Below are 22227 nucleotides of genomic sequence, written 5' to 3' on the forward strand. Positions count from 1 at the left end.
TGATGACAGACAATACGAATTTTAACTCATTTCAAAAGCAGAGAAATAAAGAGGAAATGAAAAGACAACTGATCACATTTGTATTAATGATTGGCTTTACGATAGTAGCTTTCGCGATTGTAGCAACTGGTTCGATGCAAAAAATGTTCGCAGTTCCATTGCTGCTTATTATGGCTGTTGTTCAAGTTGGATTTCAATTTTACTACTTTATGCATATGAAGGACAAAGGACATGAGTTTCCTTCTTTAATGATTTATGGCGGTGTATGGGCAGCAATATTAACCATAGCTGCTCTTGTAGCAATTGTTTGGTGGTAGAAAGGTCGGGGGAGAACATCCCGATCTTTTTGTTTTACTGTCTAGAGCATCCGTTTCTTTATGCGAGAAGTGTCTCGTCTAGTTTAAGCGCTCATGCTACTAGCAAATTTCGATCTTTCCTACGATAGGATAAATTGGTACTTTCCGTTGACGTTTCTTTAACTCATCAATGGTCTATCGTTTGTACGTTGCTAACCAAGCGCATCTAGCTTTTGGTCTTTGCATAGGAAATTATAAAATTCTACGATTGTGGATGACTTTTTAAAAAGTAGCTTAAGTCTGGCTTAAGCGCTCAAGTTGTAGCAAGCTTCGAACTTCTTCCTACGATAAGTCAACATCGGCTAGAATCTAAAGGAAAGCCGACTAAAAGTGGGCTTGCCGCTCAGGCGTCGGCATACCCCTGTTTTAGAGGCATGTTTTCTTTATTCCGCATGTAAGGTGCCGTAAAACTATAACTTAGAGAATACGGAGAAGCTTAAAAAAAACGGCACCTGAATGCCCGATTGGTTCAAGGGCCTTTAGGTCATACCCTTGCGGTACTAACATTTCTTGGGAAAAGCATTCCAAGAAATGAAGTTTCACTTTATCTTGTCAGAAGCTCTCCAGTTTGTACGTCCACTAACCGAGTGCTTTTGGCTTTTTGTTCATTCAATCTGTTGTTAAATTGTCAAATTAGAAATGTTTTTGTGTTTTCAAATAAGTTATAATAAAAAGACAATCCTTTTTAGGGGTGAATAATTATGTGGCTAGAGTTAGAGATATTTGGTTTTCGTGCACTGTGGAGTCCCTACTTTATGGTGTTTGTTATAAGTTTAGCTGTGGCATATTTTCTTATAACCGGGCCATTTCGCCATAAATTTAGCGGAGGAGAGAGACCGACAGTTAAACAGCAAATTATGTTCTATTCCGCCATAGTACTGCTGTATGCTGTAAAGGGCGGGCCAACAGATTTATTATCGCATATCATGTTGACCGCACATATGATACAAATGGCAATATTTTTCTTGGTCTTCCCAATTCTTGTTATAAAAGGAATTCCGGAATGGATTTGGAGAAAGGTTTTATATGCTCCGATTATTAAACCAGTTGTTAAGTTGTTAACGAAGCCGATAATTTCTTTGTTACTATTTAATGGGTTATTTTCATTTTACCATATTCCTGCAGTGTTTAATTTTGCTAAATCATCACAGTTAGCGCATACTTCTATTTCTTTAATTATCCTATTTGCTGCTTTTATGGTTTGGATGCCAGTTCTTGCACCAATTAAAGAACTAGATAGAATGCGTCCATTAGTTAAAATCTTTTATATTTTTGCTAATGGTGTATTGCTTACACCGGCTTGTGCGCTTATTATATTTGCTGATAAGCCATTATTTGCAACGTATACTCAGGATGGAGCCTGGTTACAAGCACTTGCATTGTGTGTACCTGGAGATGTACTTGATGGGCTTGCTGTACAAATCAGTGGTCCGGAAATGTTTTCACCAATGAGTATCTTGGAAGATCAGCAATTAGGTGGAATCATTATGAAGGTTATGCAGGAAATTACGTACGGTATCATTTTGGGGAGAGTATTCTTTAAATGGTTTAGTGATGAAAGCGTAAAGAAGATCGATCCAGTACCAGCAGAACTTCAACACACACAGTGATTTATAATTCCTGTCTATGTCTAATTGCGGTGCAGGAACGTTTCCTTTTCTTTTAACGTTTAGAAGTAAGGTTAAGACATCATAATAGAAAGGTTTATCCCACGTCTAAGTTGCTGTAAGAATCCTGCTTTAAGAGCCATAGAGAATACAAGGAAGTCTAAATGGGAGATGACGACACCTACTGCCCGAAGCAATACACCACGATTTTTCATAGACAGGGAAAGCTTCTTGAATAAACATCGCGATTTTTCAAGGACAAGGAAGGCTTCGACAGCGCTACAATCGTGATTATACCTTTGTTTCTACAGTTTATTCAGTAGGAGATAAAGGAAAAGCCTACTGAATGAAGTTTGGCTTTATGTTTTAATTATATGGCATCAAGAGGTCCATTTGTGAGTAAGTTGTTGTTTGGCTTCATATATAGGATATAGAGAGAAAGGAGTAGTCAGATGCCTGTTTTACCAACCATAAGTACTGCGTTTATTATATTAAGTGCTATCTTAGTAGCAATTGGTTGGCGTTTTATAGTAAAAGGTCAACCAAAAAAACATAAAAAAACAATGATAGCTGCTGCAATTAGTGCATTGCTGTTTTTTATCATTTACGCATCTCGAACCATCTTTATTGGAAATACTAGTTTTGGAGGTCCAGATCACCTGGAAATCTATTATACAATTTTTCTAATCTTCCATATTATGCTTGCTACAGTAGGCGCTATTTTTGGTATTGTAACCTTGACGTTAGCTTTCAAACGAAAAATCAGTGTACATAGAAAAGTTGGGCCTGTAACTAGCATTATTTGGTTCTTTACTGCTGTAACAGGGATAGCGGTCTATTTATTATTATATATTTTGTATGATGGCGGCGAAACAACAAGTTTAATTAAGGCAATTTTGGGCACGTAAAAAAGGTTGGAACGTTTTGTTCCAACCTTTTTTATGTTTGACAAGACTTAACTCGGGTGCATTCAAGTGCTATTAATCTAAAACAGTTTCCTTCCAGCTGTTGTTCTTTATTTGTTATGAACATAAGATGTTAGCGGTAAAGCAAAGCCCATCAGAGATAAATTTAAGTTTTTAGAGAAAGACAAACCTCGTATAGATTACCGTTCACATACTTTTATATTTTAATCTTCCATTTTATTATCCCTGCTTCTTTTGCTGAAGTAAATGCGATAATGATAAGTGGTCCTAAAATAAATCCTAATAAACCAAGCAATTTCAGGCCGATAAACATAGATATCAAGGTTGCTAATGGAGAAAGTCCTATATGCTGCCCCATGACTTTCGGTTCGACTGTTCTACGAATAGCAAGCAATATAACAGCTAATACAGCCAGTTGTATAGCCAAAGTAGTATCCCCAGCCAACAGCATAAATAAAGACCATGGTCCAAGGATGACGATCGAACCAATTATAGGAATCAAATCAATGATCCAAATAATTAAAGACATAATAAGCGCTACTTCTGGTACAATGATGAACAATCCAATTAGCGTTACTGCTAAAATAATAAGACTAACAAGAAACTGTGCTTTAAAAAATCCTAGAAAGACACTAGCTAGTCGATTATTCATAAATGAGACCTTTTCGGCTGTTTCTTTTGTCATCATCTGATACATTTTTGCTTTTAGTATTGGCAATTCTAACATAAATAAAAATAAGGCGATTAAGTATACGATGAAACTAATTAAATATTGAGGGATTGAAGCAAAAAGCTGTGCAATCCTTTCAAAGGTGATAGTTTCTTTTGCTTTCGTACTTAATGCATTAAGGTTTGTTTCAATACTAGAAGAAACCTGTTTAACAAATTCATCTGGTAAATCATCGGTGTATTGTTGAAGTTGTGCTTCCCAATTTTCATAGATCCGATTCAATTTATTGAAGTGTGCGGGTACATCTTCAACAAAATTAACAACTTGTGTCACGACTCTTGTAATAGTAAACGTACCTAAAACACCAAAAATAATTAAAAATAATAGGAAAACGATAGTTACAGATATTTTACGATTAACTTTTAACCGTTTTTGGACGAGCCGTACAACTGGGTTTAGAAAAAGAGCAGTAATAAAGGCAACGATTAATGGAATAGAAATCGGTAAAATGAAAATAAAAGATAGAATTAGTAATATAACTAATAGAATTAATGTTAAATGGCGTTTGGTTAGATTGCGAAACAACGTAATAAAATAGCTCCTTTCATCATACAAACAAAAACATTTATTTATAAAAAATATAGCATTAATCAACGCGTTTGAACAGAAGAATTAATTTGGATAGTAAAAGAAATTATTATTATCTCTGTCAAGCAGTAAATGAAACAGATTAAAAGATTGGTATGGAAGAGAAAGTTTGAAATAAAGTGTTGAAAAGAGTAGCTTAAAGAAGTATTTATCCTGTATCTAAGGCGACGTAAGATACTCGCTTGAAGAATTATAGAAAATACGAAGAAGTCGTGGGGGATAAGCATCTAAATGCCCATTCCTTCGGGTCGACAAGAAAAGCCTCGACAGCGATACGTCACATTTCTTTTTTAAGGACAAGTAAGACTTCTTGATTAAACATCGCGTTTTTCAACGCCTTCCGAGCAATAGTCTTATTTTACTTCTATCAGTAGAAAACTAATACTGAAAGGAGTTTCACTTATGACAGACCTAATATGATCAATAAAAATGGCGGTAATATTAACTATAAAATTAGTTTAAGGATAGTTGATCCCTTTTCACCCGACTTAAAGTCCAAGGAGAGCAGGGATCGTGATATACATTGCATTCGATAATAATATTCTGTGTTGAATGATAAAGAGAAGATAACTGACAGACTACTGTTTAAGTAGCTCGATTTCTGTTTTTAATTTAGTAACTAAATGATTAGCTCGTTCTACAATATTATCTGGAAAGTTTTCTTCTTCACCATATTCAACACCGTGAGGATAGTAATGTTTTCCTAATAATGGTGTCATCAGTTTAATGATGGCGTTTCCACGGTCAACATCACCTTCAACGGCATAGCCTTGAATGCGAATATAGTATGTAATGTTTTTTTCTGAAGAATCAATTCGGTAATCGTATGTCACACGCTCATAGTCCCATTGCTCTGCCCGGATAAAAGCGTGTTTTCCCGTTATATGATCTAGTGCTTTTATGTCAATGACCAGATCCTCTAATCCAGTATTTTCTAATTTCATTTTCCCACCTCACCTCTTTGTCCTCATGATACTATATTAGTATGAAACGTAACAACTTTCAAGAACAAAAGCGAGAAGTGCTCGTTTAGCGGTGTACAAATTTTGGAGAACTTCTAACCAAAATAAAGGGAAACTTCATTCAAGGAGTGCTTTTCTCCTTGAAAAGAAAAGCACTTTTCTTCGTGCGAAGTGTCGCTGTCGTAGCAACTCTATCCTTGAAAAAGAAAAACACTTTTTCTTCGTGCGATGTTTATTCAAGAAGCTTTCCTTCTCCTTGAAAAGAAAAGCACTTTTCTGCGTGCGAAGTATCGCTGTCGTAGCAACTCTGTCCTGTCGACCCAAACGAATCGGGGATTTAGGAGCCGTTTTTCTCATCATGTTCACAACATCATAAGCATTTTTTGAAATGAGAATAATACGGCTACTTACATTTTGGATAAAGAAAACCTGCCTCTAAAACAAGGGTATGCTGACACCTGAGCGGCAAGCCCGCTTTTAGTCGGCCTTCCTTTAGATTCGAGCCCGATGTTGGCTTATCGTAGGAAGAAGCGCGAAGTTTACTACAACTTGAGCGCTTAAGTTAGACGATGCTACTTTAGAATAATATTTCTTAGATAATGAAAAAGATAAATTAAAACGTTTGCTGAAGCGTGAATTTTTTATTATTATACTTGTAATAATAGAGTAACTAGCATTTATTTTTTGAAGAAAACATATAATCGTATAAAAAAGGAGAACGAGCGATGCGCTTTATACGAAATCTATTATTGTTGTCTGTTATCGCCATAGCAGGATTCTATCTTTTAGAAAAAAATGATATGTCTCCTGATGAAAAGATGAATTCGATCAGTGAAACCGTAAAAGAAAAACAAGAAATGCTTAAGTCAAAAAATGTTCCCGAAAGAGACGCATTGTCCTTAGAAGGGGAATTGTTTCAATGGTATGAAAAGCCAACGGATCAATTAGTTAAAAAACTTGGTGAACCTGTTAGAAAGGATCCGAGTGCGTATGGATATACATGGTGGATTTATACCAATGAGGTTGATCAGTATATCCAATTTGGCGTTGTTAATGATCGGGTGAAAACAATTTACGCAACAGGAAAGGGAACGAATATAGAGCCTGTTACCATCGGAGAAAGCTATAAAAAAGTACAGCAACATTTTAGTTTTCCTGAAGAACTAAACTATCGTAATGGACTGGCTTCCTACACATTTAAACTTAAGTCGGAAGATAGAAAAATGCGTCCACTTGTAAAAATATCCGATTCTGTCTTTATGCAGCTTTATTTTGATACGTTTACACAAAAACTCTCATCCGTCCGTATATTGGATGTAGATATACTGTTAAAACATCAGCCTTATGAATTGCAATATCGGGGAAAACTGCCGGAAAAGCCAAAATTAACAGAAGAAGAATGGGCAAAGGTTGAGGCAGGGATGGAGCGACAGATTTTCGATATTACTAATATTATCAGGCAGCAGCACGGAAAAGATAAATTAAAATGGGAAGAATCCGTTGGAGAAGTTGCATTTCGTCATAGTAAAGATATGGAAGAGCATAATTATTTCTCACACTCCAGTTTAGATGGACGAGGGTTGAAAGAACGTCTGGAGGAAGGAGAGGTCGCATTTGTGGCAGCAGGGGAGAATATTGCTGCACAGTATCCAGATGCAGCTGCTGCGATGGAAGGCTGGTTGAATAGTGAAGGACATAGAGAGGCTTTATTAAATGAAAAATATACGCATTTAGGGGTAGGGGTATATCGTCTTTACTACACGCAAAACTTTTTAGGAAAACCCTTTTAGAAGCCGATACTTAAAGTTGGATGCAGCCCAATTATTGTTGCATCCAACTTTTTTTAATCACAAACCATGGGTACTTACATAGAATATAGTGCATATGACTATGTAGTTGAGAGGTGATCCGTATGAGTAACAGGTCCCTACATCCTTCAGTGATCGAATTTAAACAGTTTATTAATAGCCATCCGAAACTGATTGAGGAAATTCGTAAAAGTGGCAAGCCGCTCCAAGAAATGTATGAAAAATGGGCTTTACTAGGTGAGGATGATCCATATTGGACAAAATATAAACAACCCGAAAAGGAATCCAATAAAGAGGAGAAGAAGAAGCGAAATTTTTCGAAAAAAGACAAAAACACAGAGCTGTTTAATCAATTATTGAAGATGACAGAGTCCATCGATTTAGATAAAGTTCAACAGCAAATGGAACATTTTAGCTCATCTATTTCTACCATTCAAGAGATTATTGGACAATTCAAACAAACAAATCATACGAAACAAGCCCCGCATGAACAAATGGGTTGGTTTCGTGATTGAGGAGCGATAAAATGGAGCCAATTTGCTATCGTTATTTGGAACAGAATCCGGACTTGTTACATTTTGTTCGCATGAATCCAATTTGGTATCGTTATTTATCTCGAGATCCCTCCTTACTTCCAGAAATGAAGAAAGAAGCTAAATATTTTTATGGGAAAACTCTTTCCCAGCAAATAAATAGAGTTAATCAGCAAATCCAAATGGTAGGAATGTTGATGCAATTTGCAGGGGCGATGAAAGATTAAACATTTTCACAAACGGTAAAAAGTGATACTATGAAGGTGTGGAGGTGTATAGGATGATAGCGACAATGGATTATGCAGCCATGCTTGATCGTTCGGAGCAATTAAGTAACATGATTATTCATTCGGACGTCATGGAAGTCTATCGTCAATCTCAAAAAGAGTTGAAAGAGGACAAACATGCTCAAAAGCTGATCCGTGCTTTTTTAAAAATAAAAAAGGATTATGAGGAGATTCAGCGATTTGGGAGATACCACCCCGATTATAATACGATTATGAAAGAAGTTCGTAAGGCTAAGCGGGAGATGGATATGCATGAAAAAGTAGCCTCCTTTAAAGTTGCTGAGCGCAATTTGCAACAACTATTAGATGATATTAGTGAGTTTGTTGCTTATAGCGTTAGTGAACAAATTAAAGTCCCACGAGAAGGCGCATTATTAACTGGAGGCTGCGGCTGCGGAAACAGTGGAGGCTGTGGCTGTGCATCATAAAGGAGTCCTTATTTCAACAAAAAAAGAGTTTATTGAGAAAGAAGAACCCTTAGAGATACTATAACAGTGCATGTTGAGGGGATCTCCCCCTCTAAACATGCTATAATCTATATTACATGTTAAGAAATTAAAATTTGATGTGTAAAATTTATGTTTTACTGTCGGTACAATCATTCTTGCTTGCACCGACGATCAACACAAGCAAAGTTTTTTAGAACGTTAAGAAAATATAAAATTTTAACTTAGTGCAAAAATTTTTGATAGTGAGGGTAAAAGGATGCGAATTAATCGACAGGGATTAATTGTTTGGTTTCAGCATATGAAAAATCTGAAGCAAATAAAGCGGTATGGTCATTACATATACAGTTCTAAAAAGATGAGATATGCGGTTTTATATGTGGACCAGGAGGACATAGAGAAAGTAGAAGAAAAGCTAGTCAAACTTTCCTTTGTTTCTAAAGTAGAGCGCTCAAATAAGCCGTTTGTTCGCACAGACTTTGAAAATGCTAAGCTGGATAAAGCGAAGCAATATGATTATAAAATGGGAATATAATTTTTATCCCCATTTCAGTCCTGTAATACTCCCACTTCAAGAGAAATATAGAGAACGAAGAAGTCTAAGTGGGATAACGGCATTTTACATGCTGGATAATGGAAACATGCCTCTAAAACAGGGGTATGCTGACGCTTTACGGCAAGCCCGATTTTAGTCGGCCTTCCTTTAGATTTGAGTCGATGTTGACTTATTGTTAGGAAGGCGGTCGAAGTATACTCAGCTAGGAGACTTAAGCTAGACAGTGCTATTTTTAAAAAAAGTTATCTACGTTATCTACAATGTAGGAATATGATATAGTTTCCTAAAAAAGAAAAAACCTGCAGAAAAAAATCTACAGGTCCCTCTGTTTTCTTATATAGAAAACAAAAAGGCAAAGGGAGAGGAGAAACCGGAAGAAGAACTTATGGGGAAGTGTAAGTCTTCTCCGTGTTTTGAAACAACCAAGGTAACCTCTAGCTGTTTCATTATCTTAGTATAGACGATCGCGCAATTTATATACATCTTACCTAAAAATTTTCCCAGTTGAATATTTTAGTTTTCGTTTTTAAATTTTTATGATAGGATAAATGTCGAATAATGGTTAACGGAGGTGTTGCGATGCGGATTATTGCAGGTGAATATAAAGGAAGACCTATAAAGGCTGTTCCCGGAAAGGCAACTCGTCCAACAACAGACAAAGTGAAGGAAGCTGCCTTTCAAATTATTGGTCCTTTTTTTCAAGGAGGCTACGCCATCGACCTGTTTGCGGGAAGTGGAGCTCTGGGAATCGAAGCTTTAAGTAGAGGAATTGACAAAACTATATTTGTTGATAAATATCCTCTTGCTATACATACCATTCATGAAAATCTGCAACGATTAAACCTTGAACATCGAGCTGAAGTATTTCGGACAGATGCTTTTCGTGCTTTACATGCTGCGGCAAAAAGGCAATTAGAATTTCAACTCGTTCTTCTTGATCCTCCTTATGGAAAAATTAATCTTGAGAAGCTCTTAAATAAACTATTAGAGCTTCAATTAGTAGCAATTGACGGGTGGATTTATTGTGAACACGATGCATCTGAAGAACTGCCTGCTGACCATCCCCGTTTATCCATTGTGAAGCAAACAAACTATGGAGGTACCATTTGGATAACCCTCTATAAAGTTAACTAGAAGGGAGCACTTATCTTGACTAGATTGGCGATTTGTCCAGGCAGCTTTGATCCGGTTACGTATGGACATTTAGATATTATTAAGCGAGGTGCTAAAATATTTGACCATGTAATTGTTGCTGTTTTTAATAACCAGTCCAAAGCTCCATTGTTTACGGTAGAAGAACGAATAGAACTATTAAAAGAGTCTACCAAAGAACTGTCAAATGTTACGGTTGATTCATCGAACAGCTTGTTGATGGATTATGCTAAGTCAAAAAACGCACAAGCAATCATTCGTGGATTACGAGCTGTTAGTGACTTTGAATATGAAATGCAGATTACATCTATGAACAGACATCTTTATGAGGATATTGAAACCTTTTTTATGATGACGAAAAACCAATATTCGTTTTTAAGCTCCAGTATTGTTAAAGAGGTTGCTAAATATCGAGCGAATGTGAGTGAAATGGTTCCAAAAGTAGTTCAAGAGGCCTTAGAAAAGAAATTCAGATAGTTTGTTAAGTTTTAAACGTAAAGAGAGGGCTTCGCTATTCGGTAGAGCCCTCTTTTTGGACACACTTACAGATAGCTTTTCAGTTCGCCATCACAATATAGTTAAATCTTATTTTATGAACCGTCGATATAAAAGAAGAAAGGAAGCTATGATACATATAATAGTAATATATGGACCAACCGAAGCAATTGTTGTAAGAATATCCATCCATCTATTTACTGAAGTCGTATGCGCCACAGGGACATCATACATATCAAAAGCTTGTCTATCTAAATATAGGGGTTTATAGAGAAAGATGGTCAGTGTACTAGCGAAAAAACCGTGCAGGATACGTGCAAAAAAGTACGGTGTAAAACGAATGTCGGTTTTCGATATGATACTAGCTACTTGTGCTTGAACAGAAAAACCGTTAAACCCCAAAATAAAGCTTACTAATGTAGCTTGTACGAGTAATGTATCATTCACACCGGAAATGCTTTGAACACCGATCGTTATTTCAAATAAACCAGATATGATAGGTAGCCCAAATTCTGTTGAGATGGAAAAGACCATTAATAATTGTTCTACCAATTTGGCAATAACGGATGTAAAGCCAATTAGAAACATCAATTTCGTTAATACAGAAAATAAAACGATAAATCCTCCAACCATAACAAGCGTCTTTACCGAGTGAATGACAGCATCACCTAGTATTTCTCCTAATGGCCTCTCATCACTTATTCTCGCGCGATGCATAGCATAAAAAGCTCTTCGTAAGGATGTTTTAGACTTGTTCTTCTTTTTTTGCTCCATCTTCCATTCATGTTCACTTCTACCATAGAATCTCATACATAAGCCGACGAAGATATTACCTACGTAATGACATACAGCAAGTAAAGCTCCCAGTTTGTTATCATGGAAGAATCCAACTGATATTGCTGCAAAAATAAATAATGGGCTTGAAGCATTGGTGAACGATACAAGACGTTCTGCTTCTACTCTTGTTAGTTGTTTTTCTTTACGTAATCTTGTAGCTATTTTTGCTCCGGTAGGATAACCGCTTGCCATTCCCATAAACATGCCAAAGCTTCCGACACCTGGTACATTAAAGAGGGGGCGCATGATTGGCTCGAATAAAACACCGATAAATCGTACTACTCCGAAGCTAATAAGCAATTCAGCAGTAATAAAGAAGGGGAGTAAGGAAGGAAATACGACTTCCCACCAAATATTTAAACCTCTTATACTTGCTTCAAGCGATTGATCGGGAAATTTGACTAAAGAGATGGCGATACATAAAGTTATGACGGAAAAAAGAATTGTTTTTATTATTTGTGCCAATGTTGAGCCTCCTAGAAAATAGCCTTACTCTGTACTTATTCAAATGATAGTAGTAAAATTGGAATACCATTTGGTTAGCCAATCATTTTGCTTCGCGTGTTGTACAAGTATACTTCAAATATACGCACATACATAGTGGTTTTATGCCATACACTTTTTATAGTTCGTCTTTTTGAAAGCAAAATTTGTAGTTTGCCATCTGGCTTAAAATATTTACACTAGAAAAATGATCCTGTTCCATTTGCCAATTGCGTTCACTAATGCCCCATTCTATTGATATGAGCTAATACTATGCTTATTTCGTTTGAGTAATTATTGATCCTAATCCCTAGGTTACAAAGATCGAACGAATATAAAGGAGAATGTTTTTGTTTTTATGAAATGGAAAGGCTGGAAGTGGAGGGTTATATATGAGGAAAAAACATGTATTAAGCTTATTGCTTGTTGTTGTTACTGTATACTTTTTGGCATTTTTTAAATTGCCATATTATATTTATAAACCAGGTAGTGCTGACCCTCTAAATCCAATTGTAGAAGTTGAAAATGGTTTTTCTAGTAAGGGGGATATGCACTTGGTAACAGTAAGTGGTTCACAGGCTACGCCGATGCAATTCTTATTGGCAAAGGTTTTGCCACACCACGAAATATTACCATTAGATCAAGTGTTTCCTGACGGTATTACGGATGATGAGTATATGCATGCACAATTACAAATGATGGAAAGCTCGCAGGAAGCCTCTACTGTTGTAGCTTATAAAGCTGCTAATGGGAAAATTAAAATTAATTATAGTGGAGTATACGTAGCGCTTGTTATGGAAGATATGCCTGCGGATGGAAAACTAAAAATGGGAGATCGAATCATTGGCATTGATGGAAGAAAAATAAAAGAAGCAGATGATTTACTTGATTATGTGGCTACAAAACAGGCAAAGGATACGATAGAAGTCGAATTTGTAAGAGATGATAAGAAGATGACAAAGATGATAACGTTAGAAAAATTAACTGATCTTGGAGGTAAACCTGGAATTGGGATACAACTCGTAACAGATCGCGACGTTTCGGTGGAACCAAAAGTGAAGTTTTCTAGTGGACAAATTGGTGGACCAAGTGCCGGTTTAATGTTTTCTTTAGAAATTTATGATCAATTAACAAAAGAAGATATTACGAAAGGTTATGAAATTGCTGGCACTGGTGAAATTGATTATGATGGAAATGTTTATCGGATTGGCGGAATTGATAAAAAGGTAGTTGCAGCAGATAAAGAAGGGGTAGATATTTTCTTTGCGCCTAATGAGAAGGGAAAAGCAAACTCCAATTATCAAATCGCTCTAAAAAAAGCTAAAGAAATTAACACGGATATGAAAATTGTTCCAGTCGATACGTTTAATGATGCAATTACTTATTTAAAAACGTTAGATGAAAGTAAAAGACCTACTGCTTCTGAGTAGGTCTTTAACAAAGTTTAAATAACACTATAAAAATAGTTTGTTTAATTCATGACGCTTATTGTTAAAGACCGTTGTTAAGCAAAGGAGGCAAACACGGTTAGCTTAGTAATTAGACTGGCAAGATATACACTAAACTTAAGCGCTTTTAACAGTTCTAGGAAATGGTATCGTACTGAGATGGTTAGCTGTATTTGTTCTCCTTGTCATGATAGTACATGAAGGAGCTTTTTTAGAATATGTGAATCGGTGGCTGTAACTCCTGTTTTTGCAACGGTAATCTTCGTTCTGGTGGGACTACACTGTAATAGGCGTTACTTGCATGCTCTTCTATTTCTAATAATGGATGCATTTGACGTGTCATACTTGTAATTATTGGGGTAGCTAGCTTTTTCTTATGTTGATGCAAATAGGATTGTCCGGCTTTATTAAAACCAAGGATTCGTACATATGGGAGTTCATTCGGATTGCATACACTCCTAATTTCTTGTTTCGTAGTATTCGTTAAAATATGTACAAACATTCGTTGGAGTCGAGTCCAGGTGTATCGTTTTGTTTTTAATTGGTTCATCCACTCATTAAAAGAACGTACTTGTTTAACTGTTTTCCTTAATCGATACTCTAAGCCTTCATCCACTCCTTGAATCTTAGAAAGCTCTTTACTAGACATCGTAACTATTCGGTAATGTAACAGTGGAAAATAATGCTCCCAAGTGTGCCAAAGTGAAGCGGCCTGTTTATAAGTTTTCAATTGTAGATAAGTTGTTTCTGGTATAGCGTTACGAACAGATTGAGTTATGTTTCCGGACTCGATGATAGAGTTGCGTATACTAGTAGCACTTGCAATGGTTCCGGTTATTGTTTTATCGTGATAGTCACTTTGACTACGTTCAACCGTCAGAGGTGTTATAGACAGTTGAAGGTCATAAATCATTTTCACATAACTGAAACCAAGAATATTGTTAGGTTTTGATAAATCAATCTTTGCTAGATCAAGACCGATATGTTGATAAGCGGCTTTGCTTGCTTCAGGAAATGCTAACCCCATTTTTACATGTGTTTTTAGCGCTTGTTCAAATTCATTTTTCCTAGCGGTTAGTTGCTTGTAACTGTGAATGAAATCGGATATTTCCCCTGATTCACTACCAAAGCAAAGGCTAGTTGTTCCAAGAGCATCAAGAGCTAAAACTGCACCTTTAGCAAAAAGTTCACTGCTTTGGACAGCGAATGCATATGGAAGTTCAATAACTAGATCAACACCGTGCTTCAAGGCTGCTTTTGTGCGATGGAATTTATCAATTATTGCTGGCTCTCCCCGTTGAAGAAAAGTTCCGCTCATTACAGCAATGATGCAGTCTGCCTGAGTGAGTTTTTTTGCCTGTTGAATGTGATAAACATGTCCATTATGAAAAGGATTATATTCAACAATTAGACCACAAGCTTGCAATTTTCACCAACTCCTTATAAAGTAAACCTTCATTCAGTAATGTGGTTGTCCTTATCTTCTCCTGATAAGTCGAACAAAAGCTAAAACCTCAGACGTCCTTGAAAAACCGCGATGCGTTACGGACATAATTTTCCTTTCCTTGAAAAATCGCGGTGTATTGCTGACGTAGCTTCTCTGTCCTTGAAAAAGAAGTACACTTTTTTTGCGTGCGAAGTATCGCTGTCGTGGTTGTTTCTTGTCCTGTTGCCGAACGAATCGAGCATGTAGCGCCCATAACTCTTGATGCGGAAGTCTTACGGTGACCTTAGATACGGGACAAATATGTGTCTTATTGTAGCAGAAATAATAGATATTAGCATTAGAAAAATTCCACTGGGGAAAATAATAAAGGTAGAAGATGAGTTTAAATGGTTTGGAGGTGAACGTTCAATACTGTAGATAGTCTAAATATAAAAGATGATTAATGAACAACTCAATCAATAAATTGTAAATTAGTCTGTAAAGAGAATATGTTGACAAAAGTCTTTTTTTCTTTTAAAATAACTTTTGTTGCCTTGAGGTGATAATAATGAAATTTGTATTAGCTCAGCTGAAAAAAAGTGCTTATAAGGAACCTTTTGTGTTTGAAAACACTGTAAATGTTCAGGAACTAGAAACGATGAACAACGATATTCGACATATTGATGAAGTTAAAGTTTGGGGAACGTGTTTTTTTCAAGGAGATAACATTATTTTTTCCTTGCATATTAAAGGTGAAATGATACTTCCATGCGCTCGAACATTAGCGGATGTTTCATATCCTTTCGATATTCAAGCCGATGAGGTCTTTACAACTGCAACTTATTTAACGGAAGACGAAGTGGAGGATGAAGTCCATCCAATTGAGGGAGAAGTCCTTGACTTAACACCGTTAATCAAGGAAAATATTTTATTAGAGGTTCCATATCGCGTATTTTCAGATGAAAAAACAAGCCGAGAAAACAACCCAACAGCGGGGAAAGGCTGGCAAATTATTTCAGAAGAAAAGAACGAGCACACGATAGATAAGCGTTTTAAAAAACTGGAATCATTATTTAACGATGACGAGAAGCACAATTAAGCTGATTGCTTAGCGTTTTTTACTACGTAAGAAAAGTATAAAAGTTTAACGCAAGTTTTTTAGTCTCTCTCAAGTATTAAGTTCAAGCTAGGCAATCATCTGTGTGAAATGCTTAGCGTAACCAAGGTTTTCTAATCTTATGAAGGAGGTGTAAGTCATGGCAGTACCTAAAAGAAGAACTTCAAAAAAAGTAAAAAATCAGCGTCGTACGCATAAAAAATTACACGTACCTGGCATGGTAGAATGTTCAAATTGTGGAGAATTAACAAAGCCTCATTATGTTTGTAAATCATGCGGACATTATGACGGTAAAGAGGTAGTAAGTCAGTAATCGCAAACAGTGGGTCGTGTAAGAGGGGGATACTTAAAACAAATATAATAGTTTTTCGGGTATTACTCCGTAAGATTTCTTATAAAAGCTGTTGTAGAGAAAACAGGTCACAGAGGTGGTCTGTTTTTTTATGTGGACAATAACGGACATCTGGCTCTATACAGAATGTGATATATAATCAATGTTCAACTTCCATCAGCACATTTGACAGAGAACCAACTTTAGTGGCGATATAAAAATCGTTAAGATTAACGCATAAGTCCAACTAACATTAGATAACAAACAGACATTGTTGGTAACGTTTTCTTTATCTCAACTAAAAAATCTGCTAAAAATATAATCCTTTATTCTATCACACCTAGTTTTTGCATACATTGATAGCAAACGTATAAGGAGGATGTGTAATGAACGCAACAAGACAAGATGCGTGGACAAAGGATGAAGATATCCTATTAGCAGATACGGTCCTGCGTTATATAAGAGAAGGAAAAACACAATTAGAAGCTTTTAAAGAGGTGGCACAAAAGTTATCCAGAACACCAGCTGCATGTGGATTTAGATGGAATGCTACCATTCGTAAACAATATGAACAAGAGGTACAAAGCGCAAAAGAAGAACGGAAAAAGGGAAATAGAAATAATTTCTGGAATACTGCAAAGTCCCACGATCAAGATACGATAGAGACTGCTATTTTGTTATTAGAAAAAATGAAGTCTAATATTGGTCAGGCGGATGCTAGTCAATACCGTGTTCAAGAACAAACGAAACAATTAGAGCGAGAAAATTTGCATTTAAAGGAAAAGCTGGCCCGTTATGAAAGAGCTTGGGATGAAATAGGGAAGTTGTTAAATTTAGTTAAACCAGAGTAACATTAACGAACAAATAGATAAGTAAATTATTCCAGGTTTTTTTAAATTGTTTATCAAAAATAGGAACGAAAGCTAGAAGCGCTCGTTTAGCGACATACAAACTGGAGAGCTTCTGATGAGATAATGTCAAACTTCATTGGAAGGACTGTTTTTCTCTTCTTTTTCTAGTTGCTTGACGTATAAGCTAGATGAAGTAATTTTCAACAAAGATATCCACTGTGTAGAAATGGATATCGGTTCCTGGACAGTGAAAAAGACATGAATCTTTATTTATTCATGTCTTTCAATTTTTTACGAATGTTTTCTATTTAACTACAGGTTTCTCTTTAACTCCTTCTGGCATCCAAATGAGTGGGTTTTCACCCAGGTCACGTTCCATTTCATATTGAGCCTTTTTGAACCCCATTTTTTCCCAAAACCCATGAGAGTTAATGCGAGGATTCGTTTTGATTGGTAAATTATAGCTTTTGGCAAAATCTACTAATGTTTTTCCATAGCTTTGTCCTTGATATTCCGGAAGCACTTCCAATTTCCATAATGTTAAATAATCTTGTGGAGGATCAAAATAGTAATCATATTTCTTATTTACTTTATAAAGGCTCATTCTTGCTATTAAACTGTCCCCGATATAAATACCATAAAACGGGGAATCGCTTTGATTTTCTACTAGGTTATTTTCTAAATCTTCTAGCATTGACAATTCTTGGTTACCGTATTCCTTAAAATGCTTAAACTTTTCCAATGTTTTATAATTGATCATGAGTTTCTCCACTTTGACCGGTTTCACAATCCTGCCCCCTTATCTCCTGTAGACATAAAAAATTCTGGTTTAAATTCAGAATAGTTTAGGTTTTTTCTATGGTTTTATTATAATATAAAAAAGATGAAGATGAAAATAAATCGAAGCGCATATAATATCTTCTACATAGTATAATTCGGTTTCTACTTCAACAACAAGGATGAAGCTTCTATAATACCCCAATTAAGTAAGAATAAAAGCTAAAAGCTCCGTTTAACGATGCACAAAGGTGTAGGCAGTAATTAATAAAGTTATATTTTTACCGATTTTTTTGTGAATAATTTTTAATAAGTAACCTCATCGTCTAGCTTAAGCGCTTTAGGTTGTAGCAAATTTCAAACTTCTTCCTACGATAAATCATTATCGGGTTCGAATCTAAAGGAAGGCCGACTAAAAGCGGGCTTGCCGCTTTAGGCGTCGGCATACCCCTGTTTTAGAGGCATGTTTCCTTTATCTCGTCAGACCTCCCGTTTGGATGTCACTAATTGAGCACTTTTACCTTTTGTTCTGTCGCTCCGGACGAATCGTCATTTAGGTGTCGTTATCTTCGATTAGATCTCTATAAATCTTGAAAAGAGAATCTTACGGCACCTTACCTTAGATGTAGAATAAAAACAGATCACATGAAATTTGCGATTATTTTATGTACAATACTTAGAGGAGATTACAAATAAAAGGAGCAGGAATTTATGCGGATCAAACCTATCGATCTATATCAGCAAACAAAATTATTAAGGGATTATCGGGACTATAAACAGAAGATTCACACTTTTTTTGATTACAAACCATTGGATGATTTTGACCATAGGTATCATGATCTGCAACAAAGAAACTTTAAGCGTGAGGAGCTAAGCAATGCTTTACTTACCATGAATCGACAGTGGGATGCTCCTGAATCAACATATCGGAATATACAACGACTTAGAACACCTGAAGCAGTAACAGTTATCGGTGGTCAACAAGCAGGTGTATTAACAGGACCTATGTACACGATAAATAAAATCATCTCTATTATAAAATTAGCAAGAGAGCAGGAAGAAAAGTTGAATGTTCCTGTTATTCCTGTATTTTGGATTGCTGGTGAAGACCATGATTTTGCTGAAATAAATCATATTTTTATAGAACAAGAACAACAAATGAATAAATATCAAGTACATCAGCAAGTGAATAATAAGACAGCTATATCTGATATACAAATAGATAAGCAAATAATGAACCCTTGGCTTGACGGTCTATTTAAACAGTTGATGGAAACAAACTATACGAAAGAACTATATGATGAAATAAGAATATGTCTCGAAACATCGAAGACATATGTTGATTTTTTTGCAAAGCTTATTTTTCGGCTGTTTCCTAGATCGGGGCTCGTGTTGATTGATTCTGGAAATAAACATACACGTGAACTGGAAAGCGATTATTTTGTTCAATTAATCAAACATCAACCGCAAATAAGTAAGGGTGTTAGTGATTCAATAACCAAACTGCAGAAACTGGGATACTCTCCGTTGTTAACAGCAGAACTGACTGATGCTCATTTGTTTTATTATCAAGATGGTGAGCGGATATTACTGAATCGAATGGAAAATGGAGATTGGGAAGGAAAGCAACATGAGATACGTTTAACTACAGCAGAAATGATTCAAATCGCGGAAACCAATCCTTTTTGTTTAAGCAATAATGTTGTTACTCGACCAATTATGCAAGAACTACTTTTTCCTAACTTAGCGTTTATTGCCGGTCCTGGGGAACTTAGTTATTGGTCAGCGCTAAAGTCAGCCTTTCATGCGTTGCGAATAAAGATGCCTCCTATACTACCTAGGTATTCAATAACTATCATAGAACGTTCTGTTGAAAAGTTGCTTAAGCATTATCAACTGGACACACAACGAGTAATTAATAATGGAGTGCTTCAAGATAAAGCTGCATGGCTCGAAAGTAAAAGCACCCCTTCTATTCGCCAAACTGCCGATGAAGCACGGAAAAAGGTTGCTCGGGCACAGTTGCCATTACGAGAAGTAGCGATGGCAATGCGAAGTGATTTAGGAGCATTAGCGGAAAAAAATTTATTTTACTTGCAGAAACATATTTCGTATCTAGAATCCAGATTAATGCAAGCACTTGAAGAAAGACATAAGATTGAGTTAGCTGCTTTTGATTTACTTCATTGTACGTTACATCCAGCTGATGGACTGCAAGAGCGGATATGGAATCCTCTTCCTTGGCTGAACGCTTATGGGTTTAATTTCATTGAAAATCTGATGAATCAAGCCTATTCGTTTGAACAAGAACATTATGCAGTTTATGTATAAAGGGGCTTGTAGAAGAGATATGCTCTACCCGAAATGTTGTCATCTGGAGTTTCAAAAAGTTTAATCGAAAAAACACTCAGAAATTTAATCTTAACAGAAAAACAAGGAAAAATTAAATAGTGGGAAATATACTTAGCTGTGAAAAACCCCCACCAGCTGACTAAATTAGATAAAAGGTTGTCATATCAATGAATGACAACCTTTTTTTATTTTGCTTTTTAGGCAAAAAGACCCTTTTTTGTGGATGATAATGGAAAAATTGAAAATGAGGTGGTGCAGAGTGGGGGGATGTGGTAATATAATATGTACGAAGGTGGGGCGGAATATATGTTCATGGGTGAATTCCAGCACAACATTGATACAAAAGGAAGAATTATTGTCCCTTCCAAGTTTCGCGAAGAACTGGGAGCTACTTTTGTGGTGACTCGCGGGCTTGATCAATGTTTATTTGCTTATCCCATGACAGAATGGAAAGTTTTAGAAGAAAAGTTAAAAAAACTCCCCCTTACAAAAAGGGATGCCAGAGCTTTTACGCGTTTTTTCTTTTCTGGCGCAATTGAATGTGAAATCGATAAACAGGGAAGAATAAACATCCCACAAACATTAAGAACGTATGCAAGCTTAGAAAAAGAATGTGTAATTATAGGTGTCTCTAACCGAATTGAGATTTGGTCTCATTCCACTTGGGAAACTTATGTTACTGAATCAGAAGAATCTTTTGCAGAAATTGCTGAGAATCTAATGGACTTTGATATTTAGTGGTAATTCAACTCTGTATAAAAGGTGAGCGTATAAGAAGAAATGGGTGTTTTCAATGTTTAAACATATAAGTGTTTTAAGAGATGAAGCAATTAAAGGTCTTAACGTTAAATCAGATGGTGTTTATGTAGATTGTACCCTTGGTGGTGGCGGTCATGCAGAAGCAATTGCAACTAAACTAAATAAAAATGGTTTACTCATTGCTTTTGATCAAGATTTAGAGGCTTTACAAGTCGCCCAAAAAAGATTAGCTGCTTATGCAAAACAGATACTATTTATTCACGCCAATTTTAATCAGCTTGAAGTGATTTTAGCAGAACACCAACTTACTCATGTAGATGGAGTTTTATTTGATTTAGGTGTTTCATCTCCTCAATTAGATCGAGGGGAGAGGGGGTTTAGCTATCAGCATAATGCAAAGCTTGACATGCGCATGAACCAGGAACAAACGTTAGATGCATATCAAATTGTTAACAACTGGTCTTATCAAGATCTGGTTAAGATTTTTTTTCAATATGGTGAGGAAAAATTCTCGAAACAAGTTGCTAGAAAGATGGAAGAGCAGCGAAAAAAAGCACCTATAACGACCACATATGAATTAGTTGACATAATAAAAGCAGCAATACCTGCACCTGCAAGACGGAAAGGCGGACATCCAGCAAAGCGGATTTTTCAAGCATTGAGAATTGCTGTAAATGATGAACTTGGGGTATTTAATGATGCACTTCATCAAGCAGCGAGGGTACTCGGGATAAATGGAAGACTTGCTGTGATCACCTTTCATTCTTTAGAGGATAGACTTTGTAAACAAGCATTTAAAAAATGGAGTTCAAACAAAGAAACGCCACGTAATCTACCTATTATCCCAGAACAGGCTAAAGCACCATTTCGATTAATAACTAGAAAACCGATTGTTGCAACAGCTGAGGAATTAGCTCAAAATCGGCGATCACGTTCGGCAAAACTACGAATCGTGGAAAAACAAGCAAAATGGCAACAACAATTTACCTATGAAGAAGGGTGGAGAAAATAATGAGTGCGAATCATGCGAGAACTTGGCAACAGACGAGACCGCAACACACACCACATCGTAAACAACCTGTTTCTGTTAAAGTTTCAAAACAGGGATGGATTACGAAAGGTGAAAAAGTAATTTATTCCATCATTGGTTTCTGCATCATTTTAGCTGGTATCTATATGGTTTCTTATTCTTCCTCAACCGATGCGATTAATCGCAACACGCAGGAATTAGAAAGCAAAGTACATGTTCAACAATCGAAAAATGAACAATTAGAGGATGAAATTAAAGAATTAAGTGATCCAGATCGAATCATTAGGATTGCGAAGAAAAACGGCTTGAAAATACAAGATACAAAAGTAAAGCAGGCACAAGTCATCGATAATTAGCCAATTTAAGGGGA

General features: G+C 36.2%; 25 protein-coding genes. 18 read left to right on the top strand and 7 right to left on the bottom strand.

Translation table 11 applies throughout. From position 1 onward, the window contains the following. Positions 1-2 precede the first annotated feature (2 nt). From ctaF to KQI21_RS03780, 3 genes are all read left to right on the top strand, one after another. A complete protein-coding gene (gene ctaF, locus KQI21_RS03770; RefSeq protein ID WP_216482708.1) occupies positions 3-317 on the top strand; it encodes a cytochrome c oxidase subunit IVB in 315 nt (104 codons plus the stop codon). Positions 318-1057: 740 nt separating this feature from the next. Next, the gene (gene ctaG / locus KQI21_RS03775) at positions 1058-1966 is read left to right on the top strand and encodes a cytochrome c oxidase assembly factor CtaG (RefSeq protein WP_216482709.1); all 909 of its coding nucleotides are present in this window, start codon (positions 1058-1060) and stop codon (positions 1964-1966) included. A 449-nt stretch (positions 1967-2415) separates the two neighbouring features. Further along, a complete protein-coding gene (locus KQI21_RS03780) occupies positions 2416-2871 on the top strand; it encodes a DUF420 domain-containing protein (protein ID WP_216482710.1) in 456 nt (151 codons plus the stop codon). A 214-nt stretch (positions 2872-3085) separates the two neighbouring features. On the opposite strand, the gene ytvI is transcribed toward KQI21_RS03780, so the two are convergent. From ytvI to KQI21_RS03795, 3 genes are all read right to left on the bottom strand, one after another. Further along, complete coding sequence (gene ytvI, locus KQI21_RS03785) at positions 3086-4144, bottom strand: sporulation integral membrane protein YtvI (protein ID WP_216482711.1); 1059 nt, start codon at positions 4142-4144, stop codon at positions 3086-3088. Positions 4145-4785: 641 nt separating this feature from the next. Beyond that, entirely contained in the window at positions 4786-5151 is a 366-nt protein-coding gene (locus tag KQI21_RS03790; RefSeq protein ID WP_216482712.1) for a YugN family protein, read from the bottom strand. Between the two features lie 135 nt (positions 5152-5286). Continuing rightward, positions 5287-5529, bottom strand: a complete 243-nt coding sequence (locus tag KQI21_RS03795) for a hypothetical protein (protein WP_216482713.1) — start codon at positions 5527-5529, stop codon at positions 5287-5289. A gap of 365 nt (positions 5530-5894) precedes the next feature. Here KQI21_RS03795 and KQI21_RS03800 point away from each other — a divergent pair, with 365 nt between their 5' ends. The 7 genes from KQI21_RS03800 to coaD all read left to right on the top strand — a co-directional run bounded on the left by KQI21_RS03800 (position 5895) and on the right by coaD (position 10428). Next, complete coding sequence (locus KQI21_RS03800) at positions 5895-6959, top strand: CAP domain-containing protein (protein ID WP_216482714.1); 1065 nt, start codon at positions 5895-5897, stop codon at positions 6957-6959. A 122-nt stretch (positions 6960-7081) separates the two neighbouring features. Further along, a complete protein-coding gene (gene ylbD / locus KQI21_RS03805) occupies positions 7082-7492 on the top strand; it encodes a spore coat protein YlbD (protein WP_216482715.1) in 411 nt (136 codons plus the stop codon). Between the two features lie 11 nt (positions 7493-7503). Beyond that, positions 7504-7737, top strand: a complete 234-nt coding sequence (locus KQI21_RS03810; RefSeq protein WP_216482716.1) for a YlbE-like family protein — start codon at positions 7504-7506, stop codon at positions 7735-7737. Positions 7738-7790: 53 nt separating this feature from the next. Next, the gene (locus KQI21_RS03815) at positions 7791-8225 is read left to right on the top strand and encodes a YlbF/YmcA family competence regulator (RefSeq protein ID WP_216482717.1); all 435 of its coding nucleotides are present in this window, start codon (positions 7791-7793) and stop codon (positions 8223-8225) included. Positions 8226-8502: 277 nt separating this feature from the next. Next, positions 8503-8778, top strand: a complete 276-nt coding sequence (locus KQI21_RS03820; protein ID WP_216482718.1) for a YlbG family protein — start codon at positions 8503-8505, stop codon at positions 8776-8778. Positions 8779-9357: 579 nt separating this feature from the next. Then, entirely contained in the window at positions 9358-9933 is a 576-nt protein-coding gene (gene rsmD, locus KQI21_RS03825; protein ID WP_216482719.1) for a 16S rRNA (guanine(966)-N(2))-methyltransferase RsmD, read from the top strand. Between the two features lie 15 nt (positions 9934-9948). Beyond that, positions 9949-10428, top strand: a complete 480-nt coding sequence (gene coaD / locus KQI21_RS03830) for a pantetheine-phosphate adenylyltransferase (RefSeq protein ID WP_216482720.1) — start codon at positions 9949-9951, stop codon at positions 10426-10428. A gap of 108 nt (positions 10429-10536) precedes the next feature. Here coaD and spoVV read toward each other — a convergent pair whose 3' ends face one another. Beyond that, entirely contained in the window at positions 10537-11748 is a 1212-nt protein-coding gene (spoVV, locus tag KQI21_RS03835; protein WP_216482721.1) for a dipicolinic acid transporter SpoVV, read from the bottom strand. A gap of 410 nt (positions 11749-12158) precedes the next feature. Here spoVV and KQI21_RS03840 point away from each other — a divergent pair, with 410 nt between their 5' ends. Then, positions 12159-13196 carry a SepM family pheromone-processing serine protease gene (locus KQI21_RS03840; protein ID WP_216482722.1) on the top strand — a complete coding sequence of 346 codons (1038 nt, stop codon included), beginning with the start codon at positions 12159-12161 and terminating at the stop codon, positions 13194-13196. Between the two features lie 229 nt (positions 13197-13425). Here the strand turns inward: KQI21_RS03840 and KQI21_RS03845 are convergent, their stop codons facing one another. Further along, positions 13426-14640, bottom strand: coding sequence for a nucleotidyltransferase (locus KQI21_RS03845; protein WP_216482723.1), 1215 nt, complete (start codon positions 14638-14640; stop codon positions 13426-13428). Positions 14641-14728: 88 nt separating this feature from the next. Continuing rightward, positions 14729-14914, bottom strand: a complete 186-nt coding sequence (locus KQI21_RS03850; protein WP_216482724.1) for a hypothetical protein — start codon at positions 14912-14914, stop codon at positions 14729-14731. 294 nt (positions 14915-15208) lie between these two features. Between KQI21_RS03850 and KQI21_RS03855 the strand changes: the two genes are divergently transcribed. The 3 genes from KQI21_RS03855 to KQI21_RS03865 all read left to right on the top strand — a co-directional run bounded on the left by KQI21_RS03855 (position 15209) and on the right by KQI21_RS03865 (position 16939). Then, complete coding sequence (locus KQI21_RS03855; RefSeq protein ID WP_216482725.1) at positions 15209-15739, top strand: YceD family protein; 531 nt, start codon at positions 15209-15211, stop codon at positions 15737-15739. 157 nt (positions 15740-15896) lie between these two features. Then, complete coding sequence (gene rpmF / locus KQI21_RS03860; protein ID WP_077320323.1) at positions 15897-16070, top strand: 50S ribosomal protein L32; 174 nt, start codon at positions 15897-15899, stop codon at positions 16068-16070. Positions 16071-16474: 404 nt separating this feature from the next. Continuing rightward, positions 16475-16939, top strand: a complete 465-nt coding sequence (locus KQI21_RS03865; protein WP_216482726.1) for an RsfA family transcriptional regulator — start codon at positions 16475-16477, stop codon at positions 16937-16939. A gap of 304 nt (positions 16940-17243) precedes the next feature. On the opposite strand, the gene KQI21_RS03870 is transcribed toward KQI21_RS03865, so the two are convergent. Further along, entirely contained in the window at positions 17244-17726 is a 483-nt protein-coding gene (locus tag KQI21_RS03870; protein ID WP_216482727.1) for an N-acetyltransferase, read from the bottom strand. A 701-nt stretch (positions 17727-18427) separates the two neighbouring features. Here KQI21_RS03870 and bshC point away from each other — a divergent pair. From bshC to ftsL, 4 genes are all read left to right on the top strand, one after another. After that, positions 18428-20047 (top strand): bacillithiol biosynthesis cysteine-adding enzyme BshC, encoded by a 1620-nt coding sequence (gene bshC, locus KQI21_RS03875; protein ID WP_216482728.1) that lies wholly within the window; start codon positions 18428-18430, stop codon positions 20045-20047. A gap of 327 nt (positions 20048-20374) precedes the next feature. Beyond that, positions 20375-20806 (top strand): division/cell wall cluster transcriptional repressor MraZ, encoded by a 432-nt coding sequence (mraZ, locus tag KQI21_RS03880; protein WP_216482729.1) that lies wholly within the window; start codon positions 20375-20377, stop codon positions 20804-20806. Between the two features lie 55 nt (positions 20807-20861). After that, entirely contained in the window at positions 20862-21839 is a 978-nt protein-coding gene (gene rsmH, locus KQI21_RS03885; protein WP_216482730.1) for a 16S rRNA (cytosine(1402)-N(4))-methyltransferase RsmH, read from the top strand. Continuing rightward, complete coding sequence (ftsL, locus tag KQI21_RS03890; RefSeq protein ID WP_216482731.1) at positions 21839-22213, top strand: cell division protein FtsL; 375 nt, start codon at positions 21839-21841, stop codon at positions 22211-22213. Before rsmH ends, ftsL begins: the two co-directional genes overlap by 1 nt. Positions 22214-22227 lie beyond the last annotated feature (14 nt).

This window comes from Virgibacillus proomii (genome assembly GCF_018916875.1).
Lineage (GTDB): Bacteria > Bacillota > Bacilli > Bacillales > Amphibacillaceae > Virgibacillus > Virgibacillus proomii_B.